This is a genomic window from Ruegeria sp. HKCCA0235A (assembly GCF_013033235.1).
Taxonomy (GTDB): Bacteria; Pseudomonadota; Alphaproteobacteria; order Rhodobacterales; family Rhodobacteraceae; genus Ruegeria.
Map to the genome: position 1 here is coordinate 357,887 of NZ_WQDQ01000003.1, position 17,708 is coordinate 375,594.

A 17,708-nucleotide genomic window follows, 5' to 3' on the forward strand; every position below is an offset into this window, starting at 1 on the left:
CCATCCTATACAAGTTTCTCCAGTGACCCTAACGGTTCGGCAACGTGCTGGGAATGCCCGCCGTCATTCAGGGCAGGATACGAAAACGTCGGCGAATTTCGGCGTCTTGTTCTGAGGTGAGGTATTCAGGGTGATGCGTGCTCAACACCTCTTGAGCGACTTGCCGTGCGGATGACCATGCATCCAGTGCACCGTCTGTTTGCCACGTGCGAGGCTCCTGGCGATCGGCGAGTTTCGGATAGAAGTAATCTCGTTCCATGGCTTCATAGGTTTGCTCGCTGCCCAGAAAATGCCCCTCGCCCAGAACCGAATGGCAGATGGCGTCAAAGCCAAGGTTCGCTTCGGTGACTTCGATCCCGCGCAGGATGCGATACGTGTGCGAGTGCATTTCGTTGTCCAGAACAAAGGCCTCGAAGCTGACCCCGAGCAGAGATGCCGTCATCCCCGAACTTTCATAGATCAGATTGCCTCCTGCCAGCGCTGCCGCCAGCGACGTGATGCCTTTTTCTGCCCCATGCTGGGCGTCGATGGCCTTGGCATCGGCCATCGAAGCGGCCACACCCGATGGCAAACCCAGCCAGTTCGTGATTTGCGCTGACGCTGCATTCAGGATTGCGGTCTCACCGCTGCCACCTGCGAAAGAGCCGGTCCTGAGATCCACGATGAAAGGCCAGTTGGAAAAGACCATCGGAAAGCCGGGTTTGATCGCATTGACCATCACGAGGCTGGCCAGCGTTTCGGCCAGTGATTGCGCCAGAAATCCGGCCAGAGTTGCCGGGGCGGTCGCACCCGCCTGCGCGGCCGTGATGCAGGACATCGGTATGTTATGGGCGATGCATTCATAGACAACATCCACGGCATCCTCGCCGTATCGCATTGGTGAAATGATCGGACTTATATGCGCTTTCAGGAAGGGGCGTTTGGCGAATTCCCCGACCCCTCCGGCGACGATGTCCAGCATCTCGACAATCGGGCCGACATGTTCCGCCAACGTGAAAGACGTTGCTATTGGTTTGGTTGTGTTCCGTACCAAAGCATAAACCGTGTTGACGTCCAGATCGAACACATCGGGGACGTCGGTCGCCACGCAGCACCGGGTGAACCAACTGACATTGGCCAGCGTATCCTGTAGCCGGGTGAAATCATGCAGATCCGCCAGGGTAGACGGGCGATAAAGCCCACTGTTGATATCAAGTGTCTGAACCGCAGCACCGCCGGTGCCAAAATACACGCGGTCGCCACCCACCTCGATGGACCGGTTTTCATCCCGGCCATGAAAGGTGAAGCTCTTCGCGGCCGAGGCGATGGCCTGTTCGACCATTGAACGGGGAAAAACCAGCCGGTTCTGTTCCCGGTCCTGAGCCCCCGCTGCCCTGAGGTCGATGGCCAGCCTGTCCGGCACGTCTCCCATCCCCAGTTCTTCCAGCAGACGCAGCGCGGTGTCGTAAATTTTCTCGATTTCCGAAATGCTTAAGGGCCTGAATGTCCCGCCTTTCTGACCGGGCGGGCAAGGGTCAAAAACGGGCTTGGCCGCACGCTGTGCGTGCCGTGCCTTTCGACCGCTTCTTTTGACGCTCTCCGATGGCATTCGTTTACGTTACCTTGCGTTTTCCTGCACCCTAGGACCCAACTTGTCCCGGTATCAAAGAAGAAGTGCCGTTTTCAGAATTCGAAATCGCGGTTTCGATTTTCCGGCACCCGCATCTGCCCTGTTGTATGCCCATCCCGTTATTCAGCAAGACTGGTGCCGAAGTTGAAGGAGCAATGCCATGAAGTCGCGTACCAGAGCCGTTGTGATAGGGGGCGGGATCGCCGGATGTTCGACGCTCTACCACCTGACCCGGGAAGGGTGGACCGATGTGGTTTTGGTCGAACGGAATGAACTGACCTCGGGCACGACATGGCATTCGGCGGCGCAGGTCACCAATTTCGGCATGAACCAGACGATGGTCGGCCTGAAATCTCATTCGATCCGTCTGTACAAGGAACTGGCCGACGATCCGGATTACCCTATCAACTATCACCACGCAGACGGTGGGATCCGTCTGGCCAACACCGAAGGGCAGATGCAGGGCTATCGTCACTTTGCGTCCATGGCGCGGGGGATGGACGTGCATTTCGAGGTGATAGACGCGGATGAATGTGCTCGGAGACACCCGTTGATTTCGACCGATAATCTCATCGGTGGGCTTTGGGATCCGCTGGACGGCGACATCGATCCGGCGCAATTGTGCCAGGCCCTTGCGCGCCGGGCACGCAAGGCGGGCGCCGAGGTGTATCGAAGTACGCCGGTGACCGCGCTGACACAGCACAACGATGACACCTGGACCGTGCATACCGAGCACGGGGATATCGACTGTGATGTCGTCGTCAACGCCTGTGGTTACAGGGTCAACGAAGTCGGCGCCATGATGGGTGTTCATCATCCCGTGTCGTCCATGGAACATCAGTATTTCCTGACCGAAGAAATCGAGGCTATCCGGGATGCCGGGCATCGGATGCCGCTGCTGCGCTGCCCGATCAGCGACTATTATTGCCGACAGGAAAAGAACGGGCTGCTACTCGGGTTCTACGAGCAGGGATGTAAGACCTGGGGTATGGACGGGATCGATCCGAACTTCGTGAACGCTTTGTGCCCGGATGATCTGGACCGTGTGACCGATGTGCTGGAAGGGGCCTTCGCGCGCATGCCTGCCTTGATGGAGGTTGGTATTCACACCGTGGTCAACGGGCCAATCACCTACACAATTGACGGGGCGCCTCTGGTCGGTCCGATCCCGGGAAAACGCAACGCGTTTTGTATCATTGGCCTGCGGGCCGGGCTGGGTGAAGGTGGCGGTCACGGATGGTTGCTGGCACAGCAGATCGTGCATGGCGAGGCATGCTATGACACGTGGTGCCTCGATCCCCGAAGGTTCGCCGGACATGCAAATGTGGAACTCACGGCACTAAAGGCGATTGAAGATTACCAGAACGAATTCAGGTTCCACTTTCCGCATGAACATCGCCCTGCGGGCCGACCCGCCAAGACGACCCCTCTGACGCCTGTTCTGGCATCCGAAGGGGCCGAGTTCACTGTGGTCAACGGGTGGGAGAGGGTGGACTATATCAAACCCGATCCCGGATTTTCGCCGACGCTTGGTTTCGATTTTGACGAAACCTTCGACTTGGTAGCTGCCGAAGTCGAAAGCATTCGAACCGGCGTCGGGCTTGCAGAGGTCAACGGGTTCAACCGCATCGAGATCACAGGATCCGACAGGCACGCATTTCTGGACCGGTTGTTTTGTGGATTGGTCTCTCGGCGTGACGGGCGTGTCGGGTTGGGATACCTGTTGAACGACCACGGTATGATCAAGGCAGAAGCGACGATTGCCAATCTGCCCGCCTGCGACAGGGGGCCGGCCCGCGTTTGGTATGGTTCCGCCGCGGCGAGCGAGTTTCACGACATGGATTGGTTGCGCTTGCATCTGCGCATCGATGAGGACGTTCAGTTGCGCAGCCTGACAAATGATCAGACCATTCTGGTTCTGGCTGGCCCGAAGTCGCGTTCTGTCTTGTCAGCCTGCGCCAGAGGAGATTGGTCGGCAGATGCGTTCCCGTGGCTCAGCGTGCGCGAGTGCTTTGTCGGTATTGCTCCGGCGACGGTTATGAACCTCAGTTTCTCGGGCGAGTTGGCCTATGAAATCCATGTTCCCAACGCCTCGCTCTATGCGGCCTATCTTGCCTTGCGCGAGGCCGGCGAAACGCATGGGCTGAAACTGTTCGGTGCCAGGGCCGTTGAATCCATGCGCATGGAGAAGAGCTTTTTGCACTGGAAAGCCGATCTGATCACCGAATTTGATCCTTTTGAAACCGGCTTGGATCGGTTCGTCCGACTGGACAAGGGCGCCTTCGTGGGGCGTGATGCCTTGTTGAAACGGAAATCGGATGGACCACGACGCAAGCTGGTCCCCTTGCGCATCGATTCATCCCTTGGCCCCGCGCATCCCGGCGCATCACTGATGCAGGATGATACTGTCGTTGGCACCATCACGTCGGGCGAATGGGGGTATCGCACGGAGCTAAATCTGGCGCACGCTTTCATTCATCCGTCCCTGGCGCAGCTTGGCCGCGAAATGGAACTGGACAGCTGCGGGAAACGGATTGGTGCGACGGTTATCAGCCCAAGCCCGTACGACCCGGATTTTGTGCGGATGAAAGCCTAGAATCGACCGTTTCGATCAACTTCTTCATTGCCGCATGGGCAAAACTTTGCTTCGCTAGTTTCGAACAAATCGAAACAATGGTCGGTTGCCGTGTCCAAATCTCTGAGTCTTCGATGGCTGGAAGTGTTTCAGTTGATCGCCAAATCCGGATCGATTCAGCAAGTCGCATCAGAAACAGACTTGTCGATCAGCACGGTTTCGAACCACCTGCGCAGCCTCGAACGCGCGTTGGGTATTGAATTGGTCGACCATGGGCGCCGCCCGATGGGCCTGACGCCGGCGGGCGAGGTGTTTGCCCGCTATGTGCGTGAGGGTCTGACTGTGCTGAAACGCGGTGAGGCCGAGATACGAACGGGAAACTGGCAGCATGCGACGGATCTGCGGCTGGCTTTGATCGATGATTTCGACAACCAGATCGCGCCCGACCTTGTTCGTTTTCTGGCGCAGGCTCTGCCGCGGTGCAATTTCCGCCATTTCACGCGCCCGAGCCACGAAATTCTTGCCAAACTTCAGGAACACAAGCTTGACGTGGGCGTCGCCACACGACCGCTGGGCCGTACCGAGGGGCTGATCGAATACCCGTTGATGAGAGATCCCTTCATCGTCGTGGTTCCCAACAAGTTCGAAGGGTCCCCGGACGAGCTGTTCAACCCGGATGCCGACCTGCCATTGTTGAGGTATTCGCGTGACTATGTGATCGGCAAGCAGATTGAAACGCAGTTGGCCCGGAGCAAATACAGCCTGCCCAACCGGTTTGAGCTGGAGTGTAATCAATCCATCATCGGCTTGGTTGCGCAGGGCAGCGGGTGGGCAATCACGACCGCCGCGTGTTTCCACCGAACGCAGAGGTTTCACAACAGCGTAAAGGCTATGCCATTTCCCGGTAGCAACTTCGTTCGCACAGTGTCGCTGTTTACAACTGAAGTATACCCAGCAACGACGTCGGTGCTGATCCAGAAGGCCATGAGCAAATTGATACGTCAGCATTTCACAAGACCGATGTGTGCCCGGCACAATTGGCTGAAGAATGAGTTCCGCACCATGGAGATAGAGGGCGTCTAGCCCAATCTGACCGGGGTGCCGAACGGCTGATGGTTTAGGGCGGATGCTCGCAGGGCTTAAATTGGACATGCCGTGTTGGTGCTTGGGGAAACCGGGCCGACGTTCGAATTGCGGTTTGTGCTGGTCCGGGTTCTTTCTAACGGGGTGTCGAATTCGTCTCGCCTCGGGCTCAAAGCGCTTCTAGTCTCTGAAGGACAGGCAATCACGTCAACAGGAAGCCAAATGAGCTGGATCAGAACCATCCCATTCGAGCAGGCCACAGGCAGGCTGAAGAAACTCTATGACCGCGTCACGGGCCCGGGCAACAATGTGGACAATATCATGATGGCGCATTCGTTGCGTCCGCATTCGATGGAAGGGCACATGGCGATCTACAAGGCGGTGCTGCATCACTCGGGCAACAAGATACCGAAATGGTTTCTCGAGGTGCTGGGCGTGTGGGTCAGCTCTCTGAACCGATGCGGATATTGCGTCGAACACCATTTCGCAGGGTTGCAGCGGTTGCTGGCCAACGAAGAACGGGGAAACGCGATCCGGGCCGCGATCGAAGCCCGCGATCCGGCCGCCGCGCCATTGGATGCAGCGCAGGTGGCGGCCATGGCCTATGCGCGCAAGCTGACCGAGGATCCGGGCGATCTGGTCGAAGTGGATGTGATCGCGCTGCGCACGGCAGGGTGGGATGATGGAGAAATCCTCGAGATCAATCAGGTCTGTTCCTACTTCTCTTATGCGAACCGCATGGTTCTGGGGCTGGGATGTTCGACGGAAGGCGACGAATTGGGTCTGTCGCCCAACAACTCTGACAACCCTGACGATTGGGGGCATCGATAAAGCCTGAAGCAAGGGGTATCGGCAGATCCGGTGCGCCAAACGGGCGCCAGCCTCGGCCATGTTGGCCGAGGTCGATTAGAAGATCCTCTTGAGGATTCAGGCAAGGGCCGCTCGGGCACAGCTTGAAAAACGGCGTTTGTATCGGAACCTTGTATCCAGTGCGGAATATATGGGTTTTTGAGGCATCAATTTGACCCCAATCAAAGCGCATCCGTGGCCTTTCTGCTAGCTCCTTTCCGGGACAACAGAAAAGGAAAGATTTCATGGAAGCCATTGCTCGGGTCGAAACAAATTCAACTCAGGTCAAGACCAGGCCGACGCCGGTTGCAGAGGTCGCAGAGCCCAGCCCTGAAAAGATCCGGCAGGCGTTTGAAAGCGGCAAGTACCCCTATGGCCGCAAGATGGCGCGGTCGGTGTACGAAGAACAGAAGGCCAAGCTTCAGGCAGAGTTGCTGAAGGTTCAGTTGTGGGCGCAGGAAACCGGGCAGCGTTTCGTTCTGCTGTTCGAAGGGCGCGATGCTGCCGGCAAGGGCGGTACAATAAAGCGGTTTATGGAGCACCTCAATCCGCGTCAGGCCCGGGTCGTGGCCTTGAATAAACCCACTTGGGAAGAAAAGGGGCAGTGGTATTACCAGCGCTATATTCAGGAACTGCCAACAGTTGGCGAAATGGTGTTCTACGACCGGTCCTGGTACAACCGCGCGGGTGTCGAGCGGGTGATGGGCTTCTGCTCTCCCAATGAATATCTGGAATTCATGCGGCAGACGCCGGAGTTGGAGCGGATGCTGGTGCGTTCGGGCATCCAGCTTTACAAATACTGGTTCTCGGTCACGCAGGAAGAACAGCAGCGTCGTTTCAAAAGTCGCGAGACGGATCCTCTGAAACAGTGGAAATTGTCACCGATTGACAAGGCCAGCCTCAGCAAGTGGGACGATTATACCGAAGCAAAAGAGGCCATGTTCTTTTACACCGATACCGCGGACGCGCCGTGGACGATCATCAAGTCGAATGACAAGAAACGCGCGCGGCTGAATTGTATGCGCCATTTCCTGTCGACGCTGGACTATCCGGGCAAGGATCACGACATTGTGGGTGAGCCCGATCCGTTGATCGTGGGGCAGGCGCATCACGTGATTCACCGCTCCGAGCATATTCTGGGTACAGCACTGCATCCGGACGCTCGTTAATCACGCCGGTGCCCGCCTGGACTGCGCCAGCGGGCATCGAAGTATCATGCTGACATTTTGGCGATCATCCCTTGTCTCGCGCCAAGCCCGCGCATATGGCTGGTGCGATGACAAAAGTGATGACATATCCGGCCCACTTTCGGGCAATTGCCGTGCTTGGCCTGCCGTTGATCGGTGGCCATCTGGCGCAGTTTGCCATCGGCCTGACCGACACCGTCATGCTGGGCTGGTACGGGGTCGAGGCGCTGGCAGCGGTTACCCTAGCCAGCAGCTATTATTTCGTTCTGTTTTTGTTTGGTGCAGGCTTTGGCTGGGCCGTCATGCCGATGGTTGCCACCGCCGCGGCAGAAGGGGACGAAACCAGCATTCGCCGCTCGACGCGCATGGGGCTGTGGTTGTCACTGCTATACGCTGCGGTGGTCATGCCGTTGTTGTGGTGGTCCTATCCGATCCTGATCGCCATGAAACAAGAGCCGCATATCGCTGAAACCGCGTCGGAATATTTGCGTGTTGCCGGTTGGGGGTTGTTTCCGGCGCTCATCGTGATGGTGTTGAAATCCTACCTTGCGGCTCTGGAGCGAACTCAGATCGTGCTGTGGATCACGGTTACGGCGGCGGTTGTGAACGGGTTTACCAACTATGCGCTGATCTTTGGCAATTGGGGCGCGCCGGAACTGGGCGTGATGGGCGCTGCGATCGCTTCGATCGCGACGCAGGTCGTTTCTCTGGTCGCGGTTGTCGTCTATGTGGTCCGGACCTTGCCGGAACACAGCCTGTTCCAGCGCTTCTGGCGTCCGGATTGGGAAATGTTCATCAGCGTGTGGAAACTGGGCGTGCCCATTGGCCTGACCACCCTGGCCGAGGTGTCGCTGTTTGCAACATCCGCCGTGATGATGGGCTGGCTGGGTCAGGTCCCGCTGGCCGCGCACGGGATCGCCCTGAATCTGGCGTCGGCCACATTCATGGTGCACCTGGGGCTGTCAAATGCGGCCACCATCCGGGCCGGCAACGCGTTGGGCCGCCGGGACAAGGCGCATCTGGAGAAAGGTGCGATTGCCGTGACGGGCATGTCGCTGGTCATGTCCGTCGTGACCGTCATCCTGTTCCTGACATATGCCGAGCCGCTGATTTCCCTGTTCATGGAGGCCGATGATCCGCAGCGCGGACAAATTCTGGCAATCGGGACAGGATTGCTGGCCATGGCTGCCCTGTTCCAACTGGTCGACGGGGCGCAGGTGATTGCGCTGGGACTGCTGCGTGGTTTGCAGGATGCCAAGATACCGATGGTTATGGCGGCGCTCAGCTATTGGGTGGTGGGAATTCCGGCGTCCTACTATTTCGGCTTCGTCCGTCAGATGGATGGCATCGGTGTCTGGCTGGGACTGGTGCTTGGCCTGGCCTTCGCGGCGGTGCTGCTGATGGCCCGGTTCTGGATGCATTCGGTGCGGCAGATGCAGGCGCCAGCGGAACCTGCCTAGTCTTTGCTCAACCGGTCGGCCTTTTTCCGAACCAGAACCGTGCGCAGATCGTGCATCGCCATCAGCAACCTGTCGGTTACATCCTCAAGCTGTTCGTCGCTTGCCTTGGACTGCGCCCATTGCGTTGTCAGATTCAGATAGTCGACAGCGCGGTGAATGTCGTCGATGTCGCGCTGGGCCAGTACGGCCCGGCGCTCGTCCATCCATTGGGCGATCTCTGCCTGATCCCGTTCGGACAAAACCCGTTGGCCGTGCGGCTTGACCTCACCGTTGCGGATGTTGATGACGGCGATCTGGTCCATCTCGATCCGGCGCTGGCGGTTTTCCGTATCGATCCGAAACACCGCGGCCCCGTTTTCACGGATACGAAAATAATATTCGGGCAGGTCGGCAGACATGTTTACCTCAGAGATGCACAAAAGCGCTGTATACGAGCGCAAGCTTCGGTCAGGGCTGCATCGGACGTCGCATAGCTGACCCGGAAGTTGGGTGACAGGCCGAAGGCCGCGCCAAACACGACGGCGACATCCGCCTCTTCCAGCAGGGCCGTGGCAAAGGCTTCATCGTTTTCGATGACGGTTCCCGCGGGTGTCGTTTTGCCAATCAGCCCGGCGATCGAGGGGTAGACATAAAACGCGCCCTCGGGTGTCGGGCAGGTTATGCCGTCAATCTCGTCCAACATGCGCACCACCAGATCACGGCGGCGTTTGAACGTTTCATTGTTCGGCGTCAGAAAATCCTGTGTTCCGTTCAGCGCTTCCACCGCCGCCCACTGGCTGATCGAGCAGGGGTTCGAGGTGGATTGCGACTGGATCTTGCGCATCGCCGAGATGAGTTCGACCGGACCGGCCGCATAACCGATGCGCCAGCCGGTCATGGCGTAGGCTTTCGAAACACCGTTGCAGGTGAGCGTCCTGTCATACAGGCCGGGCTCCACCTCGGCAGGCGTGCAGAATTCAAACCCGTCATAGGCCAGGTGTTCATACATGTCGTCCGACATGATCCAAACATGCGGATGGCGCATCAGAACATCGGTGAGGGCCTTGAGCTCATCCCGGCTGTACCCTGCGCCTGTCGGGTTCGAGGGCGAGTTGAAGATGAACCACTTTGTCCTTGGGGTGATGGCGGCTTCCAGTTGTTCTGCCGTCAGCTTGAAGCTGTTGGCCAGCGTCGTTTCAACAACAACCGGCGTTCCACCTGCCAGCAAAACCATGTCGGGGTAGCTTACCCAATATGGCGCGGGGATGATGACCTCGTCACCGTCATTCATTGTTGCCATCAAGGCGTTGTACAGCGTCTGCTTTCCGCCCGTTCCAACCGAGATCTGCGCGGGCGTGTAGTCAAGCCCGTGATCGCGCTTCATCTTGGCGCAAACCGCCTGCTTCAGTTCCGGAATGCCGTCCGGTGCGGTGTACTTGGTTTTTCCGGCTGCAATCGCTGCAACGGCGGCGTCCTTGATGTTTTGCGGGGTGTCGAAATCCGGCTCACCCGCGCTCAGGCCGATCACGTCGCGCCCGGCGGCTTTCAACTCGGCGGCCTTGGCTGTCATGGCGATCGTGGGCGATGGTTTAACGCGTGACAGTGTCGCAGACAGGAAACTCATGGATGGCCTCGGTTTGTATGTTCAACCCGACTGTCATAGGGTGCGCCGGAATGACGATCAAGCCGAATGGACAATGTGAATTGGAGACCCCGATGAATGATGAAAAAGACTGGTATGGACCTGAGTCTGCGACATTCGGGGACCGTCTGGCAGGCGCGCGCGAAGCGGCCGGAATGACCCAGGCAGAGCTGGCGCGCCGCCTTGGGGTCAAGAAGACGACGATTGTCGATTGGGAAAACGATCTGTCCGAGCCGCGTGCGAACCGGTTGTCGATGATGGCGGGGCTGGTCAATGTCTCGATCATGTGGCTGCTGACCGGTGAGGGCGATGGCATGGATGCCCCGGTGGAAGAGGGCGAAGGTGGAATGGAACTGTCGACCGCGGTGGCCGAACTGCGCGCCATCCGAGGAGAGATGCGGGTTTGCGCTGAACGTGCGGCGCGTCTGGAAAAGAAAATGCGTCTGATGCTGGAGCAGAAGAATTGAGTGAACCCCGGGACGTACGCATCAAGCGAATGAAAATGCGATCCATGCGGCGCGGGATCAAAGAGATGGACATTATCCTGTCCGCTTATGCCGATCGCAACCTGGCAGATATGGATGCCGCCGGGCTGGATGTCTTTGACGCGCTGCTGCACGAAAACGATCAGGACCTTTATCAATGGGTCACAGGTCAGGTGCAGCCGCCGGCGCAGTTTGCCAGTCTGATTTCAAACATCGCGCAGACCTTTCAGAAATAAGAAAATACCGGCTTAACCGATTTTTCGGACTTTCAGGTCATCGTGTCTCAAACAGCACGACTGAATCGGAGGGTCGGATGAGTATGGAAATGCAGGTCTCCGGGCTTGAAGCCAAGGGGTTCATGACCAGCTATCTTGAGGCACTGGCCCTGGTGGAGCGGCTGCATCGGTTGCTGCTGGATGTCATCAAGGATGAATTCGAGCGCGTCGGCGTGCTGGAAATCAACGCGGTTCAGGCGCTGCTGCTGTTCAATATCGGCGATCACGAAGTGACGGCGGGCGAGCTGAAAAGCCGCGGCTACTATCAGGGCAGCAATGTCAGCTACAACCTCAAGAAGCTGGTTGAGATGGGGTATATGCACCACCAGAGATGCGAGATTGACCGCCGCTCTGTCCGCGTACGTCTGACACCACGAGGCAGGGAAATCCGCAATATCGTGTCCGACCTGTTTGCGCGTCACGCCGAAGGATTGCAAAGCAGGGGCGTGTTGGAGTTGGAAGGTATCGAAGACATCACCACGTCACTGCGCCGGGTGGAGCGATATTGGACCGACCAGATCCGATACATCTACTGACCGGGGTTGTGTGTCGCGCAGAACCAAAACCGTCCTGCACTGATGCACAGGCCTGGCGGCCTTGTTCAAATGCCGGTCCAGAGAACAGGCCCGCAAAAGCAGCACTCAGGCGCGGATTTATTGCGGGTCTTCATCAAGCGCACCAATCTGCAAACCGCTCAATTCCCGTTTCAGCTTTTTCCGCATGGCCCGTTCGAAATCTTCGAACCCCTGAGCGACCTCCAAAAAGGCACCGGGACCATGCAGAACATTGTTTTCAAAAAACGGGATCAGAAAAAGTTCGCCTTCAAAATCCGCCGCGTTGATCACGAGGCCATTGACCACCACATTCTGGAACGCGAAGTGACGATAGGCTATTTGCGGCCCATAGCCATCGTTGTTTGAACCATCTCCGGACAGGTCAATCGTTTGAAACAAGCAGTCGGGTGCCTGGTTCATCAAGGTAGACCCGTAAGCCAGGGCATAGCCCATGGCGGTCGCTGATCCGGAATCTGATCTCACAGAGGCACTTATCTGACCGGAGGCGAAAAGCAGGTCGGCAACATCTTCTATCAGCAACCAATTCAAAATGACGTGCTGGGTGGAACGACCGCTCCATTCATAAACAGCCAAAGCAACCGGCATGGGAGAGGAGAAAAAAGCCTCCTGCACTTCGGGTGCGATCAGGGCAGCGGCCAAACCCTGCCGTTGCAGTACGTCCTCGGCCTCATCGACCGACACTGAAATGTCCATGGCCAATGCAAGGGCTAGACGACACGTCTCGGCCTTGATCGGGCTGGCCAGCGCGGCCAACCCAAGCGTTATGACCCACCGGATCACCAGTGGCCAACGCTTTCCATGCTGGCCCAGGGTTCCTTCGGCTCCAACGCATCCCCGTTTTGCAAAAGCTCGATCGAGATATTGTCGGGTGAGCGTACAAAGGCCATGCGACCGTCACGCGGAGGGCGATTGATCGTGACGCCATTGTCCTGAAGGTGCTGGCAAACCTCGTAGATATTGTCGACGCCGTATGCGAGGTGACCGAAATGGCGGCTGTCGCTGGGAAGGCGGTCATCACCGTCCCAGTTGTAGGTCAGCTCGATCGGCGCATCCTCCTGCCCCGGAGGCGCCATGAAAATCAGTGAAAACCGCCCGGCTTCGCTGTCATAGCGGCGTGTTTCCTTCAGGCCCAGAAGCTTGTAAAACGCCATGGATTTTTCCAGATCCTTCACGCGGACCATGGTGTGAAGATATGTCAGCGCCATTTTGGTCATCCTTTTCGACTCAGTTTTCAAAGAGCTTAGCGCGCCGACCTAGCGTGTCGAGACCGCTGGGTCTGGCGAACTGAATTTTGCGTGGGTTGCGGCATATATCGCGGTTTCGATGTTGCGGTTGGCGAGATATAGTAGGGGGCGACTCATTGCCAGAAAGGAAAACTTGATGCCGCTGTCCGCTGACCAACAGGCCGAGATCGAAGCGCAACGTGCCCAATCGCATCCCACTCGTCGCGTCGTTTCAGCGGGAATGGAAGATCACCTGTACACCGCGCATCAGGTTCTGGATCACGGCTTTGTCCGCGTGATTGATTATATGGGCGATGATGCGGCCATCTGTCAGGCCGCGCGCGTGTCTTACGGCAAAGGAACCAAATCGGTTCAGAATGACGAAGGTCTGATCCGGTATCTGATGCGGCACTGGCATTCGACCCCTTTCGAAATGTGCGAGGTCAAACTGCATGTGAAGCTGCCGGTCTTCGTGGCGCGGCAATGGATTCGGCACCGTACGGCCAATGTAAATGAATACTCGGCGCGGTATTCGATTCTGGATCGTGAGTTCTATATTCCCGCACCCGAACATGTGGCCGCCCAATCAGAGGTGAACAATCAGGGCCGTGGCTCTGCTCTGGAAGGTGAAGAGGCCGCGCGTGTTCTGGACATCCTCAAGGCCGACAGCGCCCGGTGCTATGACAATTACGAGTCGATGATCAGCCAGGACGGGCAGCAGGGTCTGGCTCGCGAATTGGCGCGGATGAACCTGCCCGCAAACATCTATACGCAGTGGTACTGGAAGGTCGACCTGCACAACCTGTTCCATTTTTTGCGACTGCGCGCTGACCCTCATGCTCAATATGAGATCCGAGTTTACGCTGATACGATGTGCAAGATTGTCGCCGACTGGGTGCCCTTTGCGTATAAAGCATTCGAGGATTACCGTCTTGGGGCCGTCAACCTGTCGGCTCAGATGGTTGAAAGCCTGCGCCGTATGCTGGCGGGTGAGAACGTCACGCAGGAAAGCTCGGGCATGACGGCTCGGGAGTGGCGCGAGTTCGAAGAGATCATTCGCAAATAGAATTCGAATTGTCGGGCGCCAATTTTTTCGGATTGTCATGCCAAGCGATCCATCGCCTAAGCAGAGTGTGGGCTTTTGCGACGCATGCACGATGACCTGAAACCGGAACGAAGGGCGTCGCAACGTGCCAGCGTCGCCCCGAGCACACAATGAAGCCTGGGAAATCCGGTTTGCGGGCGGGGCTGGGATCTGTTCGCAGGAACCCGGGGTATCCGACACCACTGCAACGGATATACACCATCGACGCCGCACAAATGAACAATCCGCGCGCGGGTAATGGAACAGGCCCGGTAGGGGGTGGTTGACGGCCGGAAATTGGCCGCCATCCTTAATGGATCCATCCCGCGATCAGCGGGGATGTCGTTACAACGGCTTCAATTCCGCAGCCATTTGTCGGCCGTCGCGTCCGTCCTGCAACTCGTACGAGACTTTCTGATTGTCTGCGAGTCCGGTGAGGCCGGACCGTTCTACGGCCGAGATATGTACAAACACATCTTTGCCCCCTTCATCAGGGGCAATAAAACCATAACCTTTAGTGGTATTGAACCATTTCACGGTGCCGGTTGGCATGTCCCGTGTCTCCTTCTACTTGCGCATTGTCCCACAAATTGGTGGGGGCTGTGGTCAGCGTCACCACAAAAAAGACTGTTTGGCACTTTCTGAACAGTCCGTTTCGTGTGTTTCGCCTTTTTCAACATTGCACGGTGAAGTAAAAAATCAAGAATAACCGCCGGAAACTGGCAAGTTTGCCTAAAATGCAATCAAATGCAGGAGCAGTAAAAACATGCGCCTTTATGGATTGAAAACCTGTGACACCTGTCGCAAAGCATTGAAAACATTGCCAGACGCAGAGTTCGTGGATGTCCGCAGCGACGGCGTGCCGGATGCTGTGCTGTCGCAGGCTCTTGCTGACTTCGGCGACGCTTTGCTCAACACCAGGTCAGCGACATGGCGCGGATTGGATGACAACCAGCGCGCGAAAGCACCTTTGGAGCTTTTGAAACAGCATCCCACCCTGATGAAGCGCCCGTTGATCGAGAAAGATGGAGAGCTGTTTCTTGGCTGGACCGCGGAAACACGCATGCAGCTTGGTATTTCTTAAGAAATGCTTATGTGCCTGCAAGCAACAGTGAGGACCTTCAATGCGTAATGCCGCCATGATCCTGGGCGTGATTGCCGGGCTGATCGGGATGATCGTCGGGTTTTTCGGATATGCGAAAGTGGTCGTGATCGATCACGTCGGCGAGATAGACGGCGTTCTGAGGCAGGTAGACAACCCTGATCTGATTCAGGCCGTGTCGATCATCGCGCCTTTGTTGGCTATTGTCGGGGGGGCGATGGCGCCCGCGCGCGCCCTTGTTGCCGGGATCCTGCTGCTGATTTCAGCGGGGGCGATGTATTATGCATTCGGATTTGGTGTCTTCACCATGTTCCCGATTGCATTTGCCGGGTTTGCCGGGGTGCTTGGGCTGGCGGCGGGTAAACCGGACCAGCCCAAAGCGCATTTCTAGGTCATTTCAGACGCAGAATCCGATCAAGTGAGATGGGCCCCGCACCGTTGATCACGATCACAAGGAACAAGAAAGTCCACATCGTTCTGTCGCCAAGAAGAACGTCAGCGTTGTTCACTGTGCTTGTAAAGAAGGAGCCAAGTTTTGCTCCGTGGCCTGTGATATCTACTAATGTTTGCACCCAAACAAAACCAATCATACCCAAGGCCGCCAGGCGGGTGAACAGACCGACAAGCAGCAGCGCAGGAAGGACGAATTCTGCAACCGTGCCCAAGAAAATGACGATACGTTGGAAGAACGTCATTTGGGATACGTCGTAAAGGACGGCTTCGGCGGCTTTGGGGAAAATCTGACCGAAGGCACCCGCCGAAGGTGAAAAGATCGAACCGTCGATCTTCAACATCGCCGAGTTCCAGTAATAGACCAGAAGGACAGCGACAAAGACCAGCCGCGCCAGCGTGGGTGTAAGCCAGTTGGACGCAAGGTCCACCTTTCCCAGAACGTTGTTGTGAAGTGAGATCAGGGCAGTCATGTCTCCAGCCTTTCGATAGTCACAGAAGTTATTGCACCGCCCTGCAAAAGCAGTGCCAGAGTGGTTCCAAGGTCAAATTCAGGTTGCGCCGTCGCGGTTTTCTCAAACGCTTCGCCGATCATGTCGCCACCTTGCATATAGGCGATCCAATCGGCGCCGCCGGCGGGCAGCAATTGGGCAACCGGGTCGAATTCCGGGCGTGTGATCAATACATCCTCGGCTTGGGCAACCGGTTTCGGCGCGTCGGATTCGGTGTTGAAGCGCCAGATCGCGTGAATGGGCCAGTCCGAGCGCACCACCCGCATGGCCGGGGCAAAACGCAACCGGGCCCGCATGACCTGTTCGGGGTCTGCGGCCAGTGCGTCTTCCGGGGCGGGTTGGCTGTCGGCGGCGTGGTACGACTTGCGCAACGCAAGTTCCAGCCGCGCCACATCCGGCAGGTACCCAAGATGCGAAAGCTGCTGCATTCCAGCCAGAAAATCGGGAAAGGCTTCACCATAGAACATCATCAGAGGTGATGATGGCGGGTGCTGGCGCAGAAATATCCCGGCCAGCCCATCCATGTTCTGCGGCCCCAGCAACTTGGTGATGACTGGAAACGCCTGATGCATCGCCTCGGTCAAGGACGCGGCGATATTGTTGCGATAGACGCTGAACCGACGACCGGCTGGCTGCGCCTCGGCGTCCAGCAAACCTTCGGGGACAGAGGCTGACGCATCCATCATGGCTGCGCGAAATTCGGATTGCGAAACGCTCATGCCGGGATCCGTTCCAGGGCGGTCTGCGCGCGAACGGCCTCTTCTCGCAAAACGGGCCAGTCGGGGACGTCGGTGTCCCATTCGACCAGGACGGGTTTCGGCCCCGTGCGTTCCAGCACGTAATCCAACAGCGCCCAAACCGGGTCGACCACTTCACGCCCGTGGCTGTCGATCAGCAGCGGATGGCCGTGATCGTCTTCATCTTCGTCATGGCCGCCAAGGTGAATTTCCCCCACTTTTTCAAGTGGGTAGGCATCGATGTAACCCTGAGGAGAGAAATCCAGATTGGTGGCAGAGACAAAGACGTTGTTGACATCCAGCAACAAGCCACATCCGGTACGACGTGCAATTTCGCGCAGAAAGTCGGGCTCGGACCAGGTGCTTTCCTCAAAAGCCAAATAGCTTGAGGGGTTTTCCAACAGCATCTGCCGTCCGACGGTGTCCTGAACCTGATCGATATGATCGCAAACGCGTGTCAGTGTTGCGTCGGTATAGGGCAGGGGCAGCAGGTCGTTGTAGAAATGGGTGTCATGGGTGGACCAGGCCAAGTGTTCGGAAAAGCTGGCGGGGTTCAGCCAGCCTACCAGATGTTTCAGCCGGGCCAGGTGATCAGGGTCCAGCGCGCCTTCGCCGCCGATGGACAGGCCAACGCCATGGACCGAGATCGGGAATTGTTCGGAAAGATGGCGCAGCTGCGCCAGAGGCCGCCCGCCATCGCCCATATAGTTCTCCGCATGAATTTCCAGCCATGCGACGGGTTGCGCGTGTTCAAGTATCTGAGCGAAGTGTTGCGGCTTGTAACCTACGCCCGGAGCTGCGGGCAGGCGGTTCGACCTGTGGGCATCATCCAACATGGGCCAGTTCCTTGATCACGAAAGGGAAGGGGCGGGCGATGGTGC

At 57.4% G+C, this 17,708-nt stretch carries 20 protein-coding genes; 11 read left to right on the top strand and 9 right to left on the bottom strand.

Translation table 11 applies throughout. The annotated features are described in order from the left end of the window. Positions 1-67: 67 nt before the first annotated feature. Complete coding sequence (locus tag GOW56_RS07835; protein ID WP_171205515.1) at positions 68-1,588, bottom strand: trimethylamine methyltransferase family protein; 1,521 nt, start codon at positions 1,586-1,588, stop codon at positions 68-70. 181 nt (positions 1,589-1,769) lie between these two features. On the opposite strand from GOW56_RS07835, the gene GOW56_RS07840 reads away from it, so the two are divergent. The 5 genes from GOW56_RS07840 to GOW56_RS07860 all read left to right on the top strand — a co-directional run bounded on the left by GOW56_RS07840 (position 1,770) and on the right by GOW56_RS07860 (position 8,763). Further along, positions 1,770-4,205 (top strand): FAD-dependent oxidoreductase, encoded by a 2,436-nt coding sequence (locus GOW56_RS07840; protein ID WP_171205516.1) that lies wholly within the window; start codon positions 1,770-1,772, stop codon positions 4,203-4,205. Positions 4,206-4,295: 90 nt separating this feature from the next. Next, positions 4,296-5,267 (top strand): LysR family transcriptional regulator, encoded by a 972-nt coding sequence (locus GOW56_RS07845; protein ID WP_152458498.1) that lies wholly within the window; start codon positions 4,296-4,298, stop codon positions 5,265-5,267. 222 nt (positions 5,268-5,489) lie between these two features. Continuing rightward, positions 5,490-6,098 (top strand): carboxymuconolactone decarboxylase family protein, encoded by a 609-nt coding sequence (locus GOW56_RS07850; RefSeq protein WP_171205517.1) that lies wholly within the window; start codon positions 5,490-5,492, stop codon positions 6,096-6,098. Positions 6,099-6,361: 263 nt separating this feature from the next. Further along, a complete protein-coding gene (ppk2, locus tag GOW56_RS07855; RefSeq protein ID WP_171205518.1) occupies positions 6,362-7,285 on the top strand; it encodes a polyphosphate kinase 2 in 924 nt (307 codons plus the stop codon). A gap of 119 nt (positions 7,286-7,404) precedes the next feature. After that, complete coding sequence (locus GOW56_RS07860) at positions 7,405-8,763, top strand: MATE family efflux transporter (RefSeq protein WP_371807885.1); 1,359 nt, start codon at positions 7,405-7,407, stop codon at positions 8,761-8,763. Here the strand turns inward: GOW56_RS07860 and GOW56_RS07865 are convergent. Then, entirely contained in the window at positions 8,760-9,161 is a 402-nt protein-coding gene (locus GOW56_RS07865; RefSeq protein ID WP_170343830.1) for a hypothetical protein, read from the bottom strand. The genes GOW56_RS07860 and GOW56_RS07865 overlap by 4 nt on opposite strands. 2 nt (positions 9,162-9,163) lie before the next feature. After that, a complete protein-coding gene (locus GOW56_RS07870) occupies positions 9,164-10,366 on the bottom strand; it encodes a pyridoxal phosphate-dependent aminotransferase (protein WP_171205520.1) in 1,203 nt (400 codons plus the stop codon). Positions 10,367-10,458: 92 nt separating this feature from the next. Between GOW56_RS07870 and GOW56_RS07875 the strand changes: the two genes are divergently transcribed. The 3 genes from GOW56_RS07875 (at position 10,459) to GOW56_RS07885 (ending at position 11,680) form a co-directional block, all read left to right on the top strand. Next, positions 10,459-10,851, top strand: coding sequence for a helix-turn-helix domain-containing protein (locus tag GOW56_RS07875; protein ID WP_171115209.1), 393 nt, complete (start codon positions 10,459-10,461; stop codon positions 10,849-10,851). 29 nt (positions 10,852-10,880) lie between these two features. Beyond that, positions 10,881-11,105: a succinate dehydrogenase assembly factor 2 gene (locus GOW56_RS07880; protein ID WP_170344713.1), complete on the top strand. Its 225-nt coding sequence runs from the start codon at positions 10,881-10,883 to the stop codon at positions 11,103-11,105. A 77-nt stretch (positions 11,106-11,182) separates the two neighbouring features. Then, the gene (locus GOW56_RS07885; RefSeq protein ID WP_371807722.1) at positions 11,183-11,680 is read left to right on the top strand and encodes a MarR family winged helix-turn-helix transcriptional regulator; all 498 of its coding nucleotides are present in this window, start codon (positions 11,183-11,185) and stop codon (positions 11,678-11,680) included. A 117-nt stretch (positions 11,681-11,797) separates the two neighbouring features. Here GOW56_RS07885 and GOW56_RS07890 read toward each other — a convergent pair whose 3' ends face one another. After that, positions 11,798-12,499: a DUF1194 domain-containing protein gene (locus GOW56_RS07890; RefSeq protein WP_171205521.1), complete on the bottom strand. Its 702-nt coding sequence runs from the start codon at positions 12,497-12,499 to the stop codon at positions 11,798-11,800. Then, positions 12,496-12,924 carry a VOC family protein gene (locus GOW56_RS07895; protein ID WP_171167477.1) on the bottom strand — a complete coding sequence of 143 codons (429 nt, stop codon included), beginning with the start codon at positions 12,922-12,924 and terminating at the stop codon, positions 12,496-12,498. The genes GOW56_RS07890 and GOW56_RS07895 overlap by 4 nt, the downstream gene beginning before the upstream one ends. A 175-nt stretch (positions 12,925-13,099) precedes the next feature. Here GOW56_RS07895 and thyX point away from each other — a divergent pair, with 175 nt between their 5' ends. Next, entirely contained in the window at positions 13,100-14,008 is a 909-nt protein-coding gene (thyX, locus tag GOW56_RS07900) for an FAD-dependent thymidylate synthase (RefSeq protein ID WP_171205522.1), read from the top strand. Between the two features lie 363 nt (positions 14,009-14,371). Here the strand turns inward: thyX and GOW56_RS07905 are convergent, their stop codons facing one another. Then, positions 14,372-14,578 (bottom strand): cold-shock protein, encoded by a 207-nt coding sequence (locus tag GOW56_RS07905; RefSeq protein ID WP_152458488.1) that lies wholly within the window; start codon positions 14,576-14,578, stop codon positions 14,372-14,374. Positions 14,579-14,792: 214 nt separating this feature from the next. On the opposite strand from GOW56_RS07905, the gene GOW56_RS07910 reads away from it, so the two are divergent. Then, a complete protein-coding gene (locus tag GOW56_RS07910; protein ID WP_171205523.1) occupies positions 14,793-15,110 on the top strand; it encodes an ArsC/Spx/MgsR family protein in 318 nt (105 codons plus the stop codon). Positions 15,111-15,150: 40 nt separating this feature from the next. Further along, positions 15,151-15,519 (top strand): hypothetical protein, encoded by a 369-nt coding sequence (locus GOW56_RS07915; RefSeq protein ID WP_171205524.1) that lies wholly within the window; start codon positions 15,151-15,153, stop codon positions 15,517-15,519. Between the two features lies 1 nt (position 15,520). On the opposite strand, the gene GOW56_RS07920 is transcribed toward GOW56_RS07915, so the two are convergent. The 3 genes from GOW56_RS07920 to GOW56_RS07930 are packed head-to-tail and all read right to left on the bottom strand — an operon-like array spanning position 15,521 to position 17,663. Next, positions 15,521-16,051, bottom strand: coding sequence for a DoxX family protein (locus tag GOW56_RS07920; RefSeq protein WP_171205525.1), 531 nt, complete (start codon positions 16,049-16,051; stop codon positions 15,521-15,523). Next, positions 16,048-16,809 (bottom strand): DNA-binding domain-containing protein, encoded by a 762-nt coding sequence (locus GOW56_RS07925; RefSeq protein ID WP_171205526.1) that lies wholly within the window; start codon positions 16,807-16,809, stop codon positions 16,048-16,050. The genes GOW56_RS07920 and GOW56_RS07925 overlap by 4 nt, the downstream gene beginning before the upstream one ends. After that, complete coding sequence (locus tag GOW56_RS07930; protein WP_171205527.1) at positions 16,806-17,663, bottom strand: DUF692 family multinuclear iron-containing protein; 858 nt, start codon at positions 17,661-17,663, stop codon at positions 16,806-16,808. Before GOW56_RS07930 ends, GOW56_RS07925 begins: the two co-directional genes overlap by 4 nt. Positions 17,664-17,708: the final 45 nt, after the last annotated feature.